Source organism: Gemmatimonadota bacterium (assembly GCA_026706845.1).
Lineage (GTDB): Bacteria > Latescibacterota > UBA2968 > UBA2968 > UBA2968 > VXRD01.
The window spans coordinates 1-12278 of the sequence record JAPOXY010000147.1; the positions used below are offsets into that span (position 1 = coordinate 1).

At 49.3% G+C, this 12278-nt stretch carries 11 protein-coding genes; 2 read left to right on the forward strand and 9 right to left on the reverse strand.

Translation table 11 applies throughout. The annotated features are described in order from the left end of the window. Together OXG87_14275 and OXG87_14280 are read right to left on the reverse strand one after the other, a co-directional pair. Window positions 1-380 (reverse strand): hypothetical protein (locus tag OXG87_14275; protein ID MCY3870718.1); only part of this gene is annotated, 380 nt, incomplete at its 3' end. Window positions 381-385: 5 nt separating this feature from the next. Next, window positions 386-1669: a DNA cytosine methyltransferase gene (locus tag OXG87_14280; protein ID MCY3870719.1), complete on the reverse strand. Its 1284-nt coding sequence runs from the start codon at window positions 1667-1669 to the stop codon at window positions 386-388. A gap of 244 nt (window positions 1670-1913) precedes the next feature. Between OXG87_14280 and cysK the strand changes: the two genes are divergently transcribed. Then, window positions 1914-2873 (forward strand): cysteine synthase A, encoded by a 960-nt coding sequence (cysK, locus tag OXG87_14285; GenBank protein MCY3870720.1) that lies wholly within the window; start codon window positions 1914-1916, stop codon window positions 2871-2873. Between the two features lie 12 nt (window positions 2874-2885). After that, the gene (locus OXG87_14290) at window positions 2886-4025 is read left to right on the forward strand and encodes a putative sulfate exporter family transporter (protein MCY3870721.1); all 1140 of its coding nucleotides are present in this window, start codon (window positions 2886-2888) and stop codon (window positions 4023-4025) included. Between the two features lie 49 nt (window positions 4026-4074). On the opposite strand, the gene OXG87_14295 is transcribed toward OXG87_14290, so the two are convergent. The 7 genes from OXG87_14295 to OXG87_14325 all read right to left on the reverse strand — a co-directional run. Then, window positions 4075-4428, reverse strand: coding sequence for a heavy metal-associated domain-containing protein (locus tag OXG87_14295; protein MCY3870722.1), 354 nt, complete (start codon window positions 4426-4428; stop codon window positions 4075-4077). 77 nt (window positions 4429-4505) lie between these two features. After that, window positions 4506-7715: an efflux RND transporter permease subunit gene (locus OXG87_14300; protein ID MCY3870723.1), complete on the reverse strand. Its 3210-nt coding sequence runs from the start codon at window positions 7713-7715 to the stop codon at window positions 4506-4508. A gap of 29 nt (window positions 7716-7744) precedes the next feature. Continuing rightward, entirely contained in the window at window positions 7745-9133 is a 1389-nt protein-coding gene (locus tag OXG87_14305; GenBank protein ID MCY3870724.1) for an efflux RND transporter periplasmic adaptor subunit, read from the reverse strand. A 46-nt stretch (window positions 9134-9179) separates the two neighbouring features. Further along, window positions 9180-10439, reverse strand: a complete 1260-nt coding sequence (locus OXG87_14310; GenBank protein MCY3870725.1) for a TolC family protein — start codon at window positions 10437-10439, stop codon at window positions 9180-9182. A gap of 135 nt (window positions 10440-10574) precedes the next feature. Beyond that, window positions 10575-10928: a hypothetical protein gene (locus OXG87_14315; protein MCY3870726.1), complete on the reverse strand. Its 354-nt coding sequence runs from the start codon at window positions 10926-10928 to the stop codon at window positions 10575-10577. Between the two features lie 74 nt (window positions 10929-11002). Next, the gene (locus OXG87_14320; GenBank protein MCY3870727.1) at window positions 11003-11698 is read right to left on the reverse strand and encodes a protocatechuate 3,4-dioxygenase; all 696 of its coding nucleotides are present in this window, start codon (window positions 11696-11698) and stop codon (window positions 11003-11005) included. Window positions 11699-11742: 44 nt separating this feature from the next. Then, window positions 11743-12278: helix-hairpin-helix domain-containing protein (locus OXG87_14325; protein ID MCY3870728.1), on the reverse strand; the 536-nt coding region annotated here is incomplete at its 5' end.

Genomic DNA, 12278 nt, shown 5'->3' on the forward strand with positions numbered 1-12278 from the left:
ATTTGATCCATGTGTGGCAATGGTTGTGCGGAGAGAATGCGTTGGTATTTCACTCGTCTGCGATGTAATGCACAGAGATTTCTTATATATAATCCGAAATCTTCATTGATAGCGCAGGCTCTCTCAAGAACATCTAAGAGAATCTTTGGCGTAACGTTCGAAAACCGAAGTTCATTGAACCATTTTATTGGAATCTTAAAATAGTCATCATCAGGCTTTTCAATATCCTCAACGCCAATGGCATTGAAATCCCATCCTAAATCACGTAAGCCAATGGAAAATAATGCATATATTTCAGAATCTTCCAGAGTAACCTGAGCTTTACCACTCCCGTGAACCTTACATTCTGAGAGTAAATTCTGAATTGTAATACTGGCCATAATAATTATCCAAAAAGACTGAGTTGAGGATTCTTTTCTTTGTACAATCCCTGAAGCATATCATCCGTTCTCGTGAGAGCTGGACTCATAGCAGTTGCTTTTGTTAAAGTATGAGCAAATAATCTACCCGGTGAAGTGCGCTTCGTTTCCCCAAAACCATAATTAACCAGTAAATGCACTGCAAAAATTTCTGCTAACAATGGGGGAATCGCATTCCCTATCTGCTTGATCCTCTCTGAAGTATTTCCTTGAAATCTGAACCAATCGGGAAATGTTTGTATCCGAGCGCATTCACGCAAAGTTAACGGGCGATTGTCTTCTGGATGTATAAATTCTCTTATAGCGGCCCCTGTAATAGTTAAACTCGGTTCATCAAAAATCAATCGCTTAATTCCCGAGGGCGCACCTCCTCGTCTTTCCGTGGGCGTTCCATCCATAACACGTCGATTGGCTCTCCTTCTAAATGATTCATGATGAAGCGATTCTGGCAGATCCTTCATCGATTGCCCTGGTTTTAAATTTTTAATTCTCTCAAGTTGGACACCCTCAATTTTGGGTGTAAAATGATCATATAATTTTTTATTTCCATCACGCAGTTGTTCTTCCCACTCATGTTTGGGCTTGCCGCTGTAGCAGATAGGACTGCTCTTATCCAGCGTCGGATTGGGAAGTTCTCCAATCGTATGTCTAAGTGTAATATCGGCATTCTTAAAAATTCGACCATGCACATGCACAATTGGTTCTGGCAAATTAAATTCCATTCTCAATCTATTGCCAATAACTAAAGTTCTTTTTCGTCTTTGTGGTATCCCGTATTCCTGCGCATAAATTTTATCGATTCTTATCGAATATCCCAATTTGATAAAGGCTCTTGCAGCTTCATAGACGTATATACCACCTTTAGCCGTAAGCAAACCTTCAACATTTTCCATAATAAACCATTTAGGACGTAAGATGGCTAAGGCGTTGACGTAATGCTTCAATAATCCGTTTCTTGGATCATCCCAAAACCGCATACCCGCTGTGCTAAAACCCTGACATGGAGGCCCACCAATAAGAATATCCAACTCACCCGTTTTTAACTTCAAATTTTTAAGAAGTTTTTCAAAATCACAAGACATAATATCTGCCATTTCACATTTGGTACCAGGGAAATTATGTCTGTAAGTTTCCACAGCATTTTCGTTTATATCTATTGCATAGAGGATATTATAACCAGCGCGTTTGAATCCCAAAGAGCAACCACCGGCTCCTGCAAATAGACTAATAGCTAAAGGTTTGGCATTCATATTCTATTTCTCTGACATGAAATTGAGAGTAATACCGCAGAATATTTCAAATCGAATATACTCATCACCTGTGAATAATTCAAGACACAACTGATTCAAAAAATTTCCCAACCTCTAAATCTCACACAAACCTCAATACCCATAAACCTGTTTATTTTTTAACATCGAGAATTATATTGTCACACTGGCGCGTACCTCGTATTCCTCACCCCATCGCGTCGGATGTCCTTTAAAGGAGAATGCTATGCCAGATACAATTGTGGGTCGCGTTTCCGATATCATTGGTGGAACGCCGATGATTCGGTTAGAGAATTTGTCGCCAGCGGGGGGCGCTACCATTCTGGCCAAAATGGAATATCTCAATCCGGGCGGCAGCGTAAAAGACCGCATCGCGCTAAGTATGATTCGAGATGCTGAGAAAGCCAAAACACTCAAACCCGGCATGACCATTGTAGAGGCGACCAGTGGAAATACCGGAATCGGCCTGGCGATGTTATGTGCCAAACTCAAATATCGTCTGGTATTGACAATGCCTGAAACAATGAGTTTTGAACGACGGGCACTGGTAACCAGATACGGGGCCGAAGTGGTCATCACACCCGGCTCGGGCGATATGGATGGCGCAAAACAGCGGGCGCAGGAGATCGTAAAAAAGAATGCAAATTGCATTGAGCTAAAGCAGTTTGACAATCCTGCCAATCCAGAAGCGCATCGACAGACCACAGGACCAGAAATTGTGAAAGCAACAGGAGGAAAGATAACGGCTTTTGTGTCAGGAGTAGGGACAGGTGGGACAATTACGGGTGTAGGTGAGGTCCTCAAGGCAGAAGTGCCAGATGCAAGAGTGATAGCTGTTGAGCCTGCGGGTTCGGCTGTATTGAGTGGAAAAAGCCAGGGACCTCACGCGATCGAGGGAATTGGAGCGGGATTTATTCCATCGATCTTAAATTGCAATATACTGGATGAAGTAATCACAATAGAAGATCGCGAGGCATTTGACATGACGGAAACTCTGGCGCGAGAAGAGGCACTATTGGTCGGAATTTCTTCGGGGGCAAATGTACTGGCAGCCCGACGTGTGGCCCAGAGACTTTCGAGCGATGACGTAGTCATAACAGTGCTGTGTGATACGGGAACCCGATACTTCAGTATTGAAGAATATTTTCGGCGCGACGAAGTGCAAAATGTGAATGCGCTTCTATAAGGAAATGAAGGTATGAATCTGAGCGGGAAAGAGCGATCATTTGAAGCGCAATTTCGCAAAAAACTCTCTATCTGGCCCAAAGAAAGTCCCTGGCCAGGCATTGGGGTATGTGTAATCTTGTCGTGGGCAGCAATATATTTAAACACATTGCCTTTTCCGCCGTTTACACTGTCCTCGGGCCAGCATCCCCTGAGCGCAGTATTACTGGCATTGTTATTGGGCATGCTATTGTGCAATGTGATGCCATCAACAGCAAAACTGAAGCCTGGCATAGATACAGTGGTGCAAAAGTGGCTACCCGTTGGAATTGTGCTCCTGGGTGCGCGGTTGGATTTTTACGATCTGATTCGCGTCGCAGTACAGGTCCTGATTGGTGCGGCCGTATTGATTGCAATAATTGTTGCATTCACCCATCTGATGTCGCGCTGGCTTAACATCGAAAAAAAAATGGGGTTGTTAATTGGTGTGGGCACAGGGATTTGCGGAAGTTCTGCCATTGTAGCCCTTGCGCCCCTGATCAAAGCCAACAACGAAGAAATAACGTATTCGGTCGGGGTGATCAATCTGCTGGGCATAGTGGCGATGCTGCTATTTCCCGTGGTTGGATCTCTGGCAATGCTGGATGCAGAAGTATATGGCATCTGGTGTGGATTGGGCATTCACGCAACACCACAGGTAATTGCCGCGGGATTCGCGCATGCAGGAGACGGGCAGACAGCGGGGGAAATGGCGACAATTGTCAAACTGGTGCGTATCTCACTTTTGGGACCCGTAGTATTTGTGCTGGGGGCGTGGTTTGCTTATACGCAACGACACGCGATTTATATCGATGAACCAGTGCGCTATTCCAGGCTGGTCCCGGGTTTTGTCGTATTGTTTCTGGCAATGGCACTGCTGCGAACCCTGGGCTTTTTGCCAGAAGTGACATTACATTTATCCGAGCAATTTGTGTTTGACGCAGGCGACCGGCATATAGATCTGGCTGGCTTATTGAGCCAGAGCGGCAAGTGGATTATTATCTGCGCGATGGCCGGAGTGGGATTATCTACGGCATTTGCTGCAATGAAAGCAGGCGGTATAAAACCGGTGATATTGGGTGTCTTATCGGCTATTACTCTGGCATTGCTGGGGCTGGGTGTTGCACATTTATAAAAAAAGCCCCGAATGCATCAAAACATCCGGGGCTTTGATCCAACAATTATTACTCAGGAACTTGGCAGCAACTGGGCAACTTTGCATACGCATCGGCATCGGCCTTTTTGTCATTAGCCGCATAACCCACTTTGACAACGGCCTGCTCCAGGGCGGGAACACTGGTCACCTTGTCATCAAACGTCACCTTCGCTGTTTTCGCATCCAGATTGACTTCCACGCTCTGAACGCCATCGACCTTTTTCAGGGCTTCCTCTATGGTATGCGAACACATAGCGCACTGCATAGTTGCCAACTTCACCTCGACAGTCGTCGCCTCCGACTTTGATGAACAGCCGACCCATCCCGCCATCCCTATCGCTGTCGCGCCAATGACCAATAATGCAAAAATACGAGACTTCATAACACACCTCCTGATAAATGAATAACTTTGGGGTTTACATCGGGAGGGTTAAAAAACCCACCCCTACGTCTTGCCTTTCATCTGCGTCTATCCGCGGATACCCTACGCTCTTTCCACAACGCATAAATTGCAGGAATCACCAGCAGCGTCAAAATCGTCGATGACACCATCCCCCCCACCATAGGCGCTGCAATGCGCTTCATCGCCTCGGACCCCGTGCCCGTTGACCACATAATCGGCAACAGACCCATCATCGTTGAAAACACCGTCATCAACTTGGGCCTCACCCGCTCCACAGCGCCGGACATCACCGCCTGATTTAAGTCCGCCAGTGTCAAAACATCGCCATTCTCACGTCTAATACTATCATAAGCCTGATCCAGATAAATCAGCATCACCACCCCCGTCTCGGCAGCCAATCCCGCCAGCGCGATAAACCCAACACCCACGGCAATGCTCATATCGTAATCCAAAATATACATCAACCATATCCCACCGACCAGTGCAAAGGGCAGAGAAAGCATCACAATCGCGGTCTCAGCCACATTTCTAAAATTCAGATACAACAGCAAAAAAATGATCGCCAGCGTCACGGGCACCACAACCTTCAGCTTTTTCTCTGCCCGCAACATATACTCATACTGACCGCTCCAGATCGCGGTATAACCAGGTGGCATCTGCACCTGCTCCAACACCGCCTGTTGTGCCCGCGCAACATAAGTTCCCACATCCACGCCTTCAATATCGACATAGACCCACGCATTTAACCGTGCATTCTCGCTCTTAATGCTCGGCGGACCCTTCCGAATGCGAAGATCGGCCAATTGCCCAATGGGAATCTGCGCCCCCATCGGCGTGGGCACCAGCACGCGCCGAAGCGCGGGCAAATTGTCGCGCAACTCTCGCCCATAACGCAAATTCACCGGATAGCGCTCCAAACCCTCCACAGTATGCGTAATATTCATCCCGCCCAATGCCGACATAATAACATCCTGCACATCCCCAACCGTCAGCCCATAACGCGCAGCAGCCTGTCTATCGATCTCAAAATCCAGATAATTGCCACCTGCTGCGCGCTCGGCAAACACACTCAGCGTACCCGGCAAATCGCGCACCACAGTCTCGATTTTCTCGCCCAACACCTGCAATGTCTCCAGATCATCTCCCACCACCTTAATACCCACAGGCGTCTTAATACCCGTTGAAAGCATATCGATGCGCGTCTTAATCGGCATAGTCCACGCATTGGTCAACCCCGGAAATTTCACCGCCTGGTTCAATTCCCGAATTAATTTTTGAGGCGTCATACCTTCTCGCCACTCGGACTCGGGCTTTAGCATAATCGTCGTCTCAATCATCGACAACGGCGCCGGGTCTGTCGCAGTCTCCGCCCGACCAATTTTGCCAAATACGTGTTCAACTTCGGGAAAAGTTCGAATGATTTTATCCGTCTGTTGCAACAACGCCCGCGCCTTCGTAATCGATACCCCCGGCAATGTCGTGGGCATATACAACAAATCTCCCTCGTACAGAGGCGGCATAAATTCCGATCCAATTTTTTCCATAGGAAACAGCGCGTCCAACTTCACCAATGCCTTATGAGTCAAACTCTGTGGTCGATCCGAAAAACGCGACACCACGATATCCCGGAATGGAAACACAGTCACAAATAGCACCAGCCCGCCCAACACCACAGTCAGCACCCGATGTCGCAACACCCAATCAATCACGGGTCGGTACAAATAAATCAACACGCGACTGATGGGATTCTCCGCTTCGGACCGAATTTTGCCGCGAACAAAAAAAGTCATCAGCACCGGCACAACCGTAATCGCCAAAAATGCCGCCGCCGCCATAGCATAAGTCTTGGTATAGGCGAGCGGCTTAAACAACCGCCCCTCCTGTGCCTCAAGCGCAAAAACCGGCAAAAACGACAGCGTAATAATCAACAGCGAAAAAAACAGCGCAGGTCCCACCTCTTTCGAAGCGGCAATAATCATCTCACTGTGCGACTTTGTCCCACCATCGCGTTCCATATGCTTGTGTGCATTTTCAATCATCACAATAGCGGCATCCACCATCGCCCCAATGGCAATCGCAATACCCCCAAGAGACATGATATTCGAATTGACACCTTGGTGATACATCGCGGCAAACGCAATTAAAATCCCCATCGGCAATGTGAAAACAGCCACAAAAGCACTGCGAAAATGGAGCAAAAAAACGATACACACCACAGCCACTATCGCGATCTCTTCAATCAGCTTTTTTTGCAAATGATCAACAGCGCGCAGAATAAGTGCCGAGCGATCGTAATTGGCGACCACCACCACGCCCTCGGGAAGACCGGGTTTGAGCGACTCCATCTTCTCTTTCACCCGATCAATAACTTTGAGCGCATTTTCCCCATACCGCATCACCACAATACCCCCCACCACCTCCCCCTCGCCATTCCACTCGGCCAATCCCCTTCTAAGCTCTGGCCCCACCTGCACAGTCGCAACGTCTTTTACGCGAATCGGCGTACCGTGTTCATCCACGCCCAGGGCAATCTGCTCTATATCCGCCACAGAACGGATATACCCCAACCCGCGCACCATAAATTCCGTCTCTGCCAGTTCGACCAATCGCCCTCCCACATCGCTATTGCTGCGCTGAATCGCCATCCGGACCTTCTGCAAAGGAATATTGTATGCCAGCAAGCGATTGGGATCCACAACCACCTGATACTGCTTCACAAATCCGCCCACAGACGCCACTTCCGACACGCCCTGTACACTGCTCAACTCATATCGCAAATACCAATCCTGAATCGACCGCAACTCTGAAAGATCATATCTTCCAGTCGTATCCAGCACCGTATATTGATAAACCCAGCCCACGCCCGTCGCATCCGGTCCCAGCTTTGGCGTCACCCCCTGCGGCAATCTATCAGACGCGGAATTGAGATACTCCAACACCCGACTGCGCGCCCAGTACATATCCGTACCATCCTCAAAAATCACATACACATAAGAAATGCCAAAAAACGAATATCCCCGCACCGTCTTTGCATAAGGCACGGACAGCATCGCCGTCGTCAGCGGATACGTCACCTGATCCTCCACCACCTGTGGCGCCTGCCCCGAATATTCGCTAAACACGATCACCTGCACATCCGACAAATCGGGAATCGCATCCAGTGGCGTATTCAGCATCGCATACACCCCCCATCCAATCACCATCAAAGTAGCGATCACCACCAGGAACCGATTCTCCACACTCGCTTCAATAATTCGATTTAGCATCGCGTTCCAATCCTTTTAAAATACGCGTTTCAATGTCCACCATGTCCACTATGTCCACCATGTTTCATAGGATCTCCACGCATCTCCGCCAGTGCAGCCTTCAAATTGCTCTCTGAATCAATCAAAAATTGCGCCGAAGTCACAATCCGCTCCCCCGAATTTAGCCCGTGCATGACCTCATAGCCATCCTCAGTCTCAACCCCGGTGTGAATCTCGCGCGGTTCAAACCTGCCGTCACCACGAGCCATCACAACAACCCTGCGCGTCCCCGAATGAATCACCGCCTGCACGGGAATCACAATCCCCTCACGCGCCACCTCGGATCGAATCACCACATCGGCATACATATCCGGTTTAAGCGCACCATCTGCATTGTCAAAAACCATCCGCACCTGCACCGTGCGCGTCTTTTCATTCATAAACGGAAAAATATAATCCACTTTGCCTTCAAATTGCTCGCCCGGCAAATAAGACAGCGACACCTCTGCGCGCTGCCCTTTGGAAACCCAGGGCATCTCGTATTCGTACACATCTGCATAAATCCACACCACCGACAGATCCGCAATGCGATACAAATGTTGACCCGACCCGATATACGCCCCCTCCAGCACATCTTTGTGCGTCACAATCCCTGACCGGGGAGCCAGAATGGGCATTGTTCGTCCAACCTGTCGCGTCTTTTCCAACTCCGCAATCTGCCCCACCGAAATATCCCAGTACAACAACCTTTGCCGCGCAGCAACGAGCAGATCGTCGGCACTTTGCGCCACATCTCGATCCACACCACCGCGCATTCTCTCCGCATAATCCAGAGCTGTCAAATACTCCTCCTGCGCCGCAACAAGCTCAGGACTATAAAGCGCCAGCAAAGGCTGCCCCTTTTTCACCCATTGACCGGTATAATCCACATACAACTGCTCAACCCACCCGGCGATCTTGCTATTCACATCCATAATCCGCGTCTCGTCGTAATCCACCCTGCCCACCGCGCGCACCGTCCGCTTCAAAGGCTGCTTTTCCACCACCATCGTCTTCACACCAATATTCTGAATTGTCACAGGATCAATCTGCACGCTTCCATCCTGAACTGACGACGCATCAGCCTCCTTCACCACCAGATCCATACCACAAATGGGACAACTACCCGGCTTATCCGACACCACCGTCGGATGCATTGGACAAATATATGTTTCGTGATCCATCTGCATCTCATGGCCGTGCCCACCATCCACCTCTTTCGCCACCAGATCCATACCGCAAATGGGACAACTACCCGGCTTATCCGACACCACCGTCGGATGCATTGGACAAATATATGTTTCCAAGGCCTGCACCTGCTCTATATGCGTATCTCCCGAAATCCATACCCCACCAGCAAATCCCACAATCAATGCTAAAATTGGAATGAGATATTTCATGTCTCAACTCCTTGTTAGACGGGTGATAACTGCCCCTACCCCGCACCTAACGCCCCACCGCCGCTTCTAAATCCGCCACCCGTTTTTCATGCTCAATTACATGTCGATAATGTGCGATCTCAAAATTCAACAGCGTCATCTGATTATTCAACAACGTCAAAAAATCCACCTTATCCACCCGATATCCCGACAAAGCCGACGCCAGCGACTGCTCTGCTTGAGGCAACATCGCAGTGCGAAACAACTCGGCACTTTCCCGGTGTTGCCCGACCTCAATAATTAGACGCTGAATCTCGTAGTGAATCTGCTGGCGTTCCGCGGTCTTTTGAGCCTCAACCTCTCGCATATTGGCTCGCGCTTCTGCAATCTGCTGGCGTTGTTTGCGCCCGCCAAACACGGGCAATGGAATGCCGACGCCAACAGATATAAAATCGCTTCCTTTCACCGGATCATTGACCGCAAACACGCGCTGGCGATAACCCAAGCTCACCGTCATATCCGGCCAGAGATTTCTTTTCGCAACCTCAACCTCTGCTTGCCACATCAAAATCGATTGGTCCATAGCCTTCAGGGATGGATGCCCTTCATCGGCATGCGCCAGCAAGACATCAATCGTCATCGGCATACTCGAAAGACCAATAGAATCTGGCGGCGCGCCCAGGGGACTTTGCGGAGACCGATTCAACACCAGATTCAAACGCGCCTCTGCCAATTGTTTTTTAGCCCGAAGAGCAATCAACTCCGTATCCAGCGCCGAAAGCGAAACCTGAGCTTTCAACACATCCTGTTGCAACCCTTTTCCAACAGCGTATTTCGTGCGGGCAATGCGAACCAGATCTTGCAACAACACTCGATTCTTTTCCATAATCGCAATGGCACGAATCACATAAGCCAGATCAAAAAAAGGCTGCTTGACCGCATTGACAATTGCCAGTTCCCGGTCGCGCAACAGCCATGCAACAGAATCTGAGGCAAACTGGGCTGATCGCTCGCGCGCCCGCTGTTTTCCCGGTAAAGAAAACTTCTGACTGACCACAAATTGATTCCCACTCATCGGCGAGCTACTCAAATTGAAGTCGCTCAACGGCATATTGCTCACCTCAAAGCGAAAAGACGGATCTTCAAGCGCGCCCGCCTGCGGAATTTTCGCTTCAAAAGCAGCCAACCGCGCCCGCAAAACCGACAAATTGGGATTATTTTCCACAGCCTCCTGAATCAGCGCATCCAGATCCAGTTCACCTGCCCGCACAGGCAAAAAAGATATACCCATGAGGCATAGTCCGATCATGGCTCGGATAGCATACACAAGCCACCTCCAGAGAATCTGTATTTAGTATTTAAAAAGGAAAAATCCTTAAGACATACGACAGAGAAAACGACTGTTTGGGAAAGATTTGTACACACCTATCCCCAAACGCCGTTCAAGTGCAGGAAAGGAAAATCAGATGAGAAATGCAGCGTGGAGAAGATACAGATCGGGCGGTGATCGCAAGGCTCTCTGGCGATCATCCACCACAAAAGAAAGGAAATTACTCTGAGAAAGAACAACAGAGGGATACAACGTCACATAAGTCAAATCCAACTTTGGACTTTGCCATTCACCCGGCAAAACAGCCAGATCGCGCGCTGGCATCTCACGATCAACCGCCGCCTCTTTGCTACAACAGCAATCTTTCATCTCTGCCGCAGCATGACACTCTGGCATCGACGCCTGATGTGCCCAGCACAGACAGGGCGCAATCATTCCCACGAGCGTCAGTGCGACAATAAGAATGTACGGAAAACGACGAAACACGGCTCAATCTCCAGAAGTTGGAAAACTTTTTAAAGAATAACCAAAAGTGCTTATTCCGTCAAGAGACACATTTTTTACCACCACCCGCGCTGTCGGCCTCGCCGACCCCGATCATTTTCCCGGTCTTCGGGCGACTCGCCAATCACAACATCAAAATTTGCCGTCAATTCGCCAATCTCAGACCCGGGCAATGGCTTAAACGGCACGGACAGCAAATCGTGAGACGCGCGACCAGTATTCCTGAAAATAGAATCCCACTCATTGTCTGGATTGTCTTTCACGTACATCTGCGACGTCAAAAGCCGGTGCCCATTTTTATTAATCGCAAAATGAATATGAGCGGTTCGCGTCCCTCTGTACCGCACGGGCTTAATCGTCCGAAAGCGGTATTCACCCGTAGATCCCGTCTCAAAACGCCCAAAACCCTGAAAATTCGTGTCCCGCCTATTCTGTCGCGGAGCCCCGGTATGAATATAAACCCCATTGCTATCGACCTGCCAGATCTCCACTATGGCATTCTTTACGGGGTTGGCATTCACATCCAAAACGCGCCCGGTCAAATGCGTAATCTCTCCCACAGCGGGCGTAATCGCATCGTTGATTATCACGAGATCATTATCGACATCCAGCGGCATCTTATTCGGATAATATGGCCCCTCGGTCTGCCGGGGCGTAAGCGTCAGTTGCTCGGCAAAAACCCCTGGCGTCACAAAAACCGCAGCACCCAGTGCAGCGGACTGATACAGAAAACGTCGGCGATTAACAGACATCACGGCCTCCCTTACATAAAATTTTCCAGCTATATAAAAAACTACTATCTAATCTCCACGTACCGCTCCAGACGCGCCACCTCGCCATCATCGACATACTTGCCAATCTCGCGCCGGAACTGTTCCATACTCGAATAAGGACGGTACTCCTCAAACTCGTGCGCCATCCGCTTTCCCACGCCGGGAATGGCGAGGATCTCCTCCTCGGTAGCCGTGTTCAAGTCGATAGGCACAAAAACATACTGCTCCATCCGCGCAACCTCGGTATCATCTACATACTTACCCATCTCACGGCGCCATTGGGCAATAGCCGTATAAGGACGGTACTCCTCAAACTCGTGTGCCATCCGCTTTCCCACGCCAGGCACCAGAAGAATCTCCTCCTCACTGGCGGTATTCAGATTAATCGGAATAAACATCTGCACGTAGAGCTTTTCGACCTCCTCCTGGTCGAGATGCTTTGACACGACCGGATGCAATGTTTCCATACTGAGGAACGGACGCTGCGCCATAATCAAGTCAGCGAGTTCTTTACTCATAAGGGCACCGAACTCATCGGATCCTGCGAGATTTGGATTGA

Bases quoted from the DNA above. Each gene is read 5' to 3' on its own strand.
- OXG87_14320 (MCY3870727.1), bottom strand. From the start codon at position 11,698: ATGTCTGTTAATCGCCGACGTTTTCTGTATCAGTCCGCTGCACTGGGT.
- OXG87_14300 (MCY3870723.1), bottom strand. From the start codon at position 7,715: ATGCTAAATCGAATTATTGAAGCGAGTGTGGAGAATCGGTTCCTGGTG.
- OXG87_14290 (MCY3870721.1), top strand. From the start codon at position 2,886: ATGAATCTGAGCGGGAAAGAGCGATCATTTGAAGCGCAATTTCGCAAA.
- OXG87_14295 (MCY3870722.1), bottom strand. From the start codon at position 4,428: ATGAAGTCTCGTATTTTTGCATTATTGGTCATTGGCGCGACAGCGATA.
- cysK (MCY3870720.1), top strand. From the start codon at position 1,914: ATGCCAGATACAATTGTGGGTCGCGTTTCCGATATCATTGGTGGAACG.
- OXG87_14305 (MCY3870724.1), bottom strand. From the start codon at position 9,133: ATGAAATATCTCATTCCAATTTTAGCATTGATTGTGGGATTTGCTGGT.
- OXG87_14280 (MCY3870719.1), bottom strand. From the start codon at position 1,669: ATGAATGCCAAACCTTTAGCTATTAGTCTATTTGCAGGAGCCGGTGGT.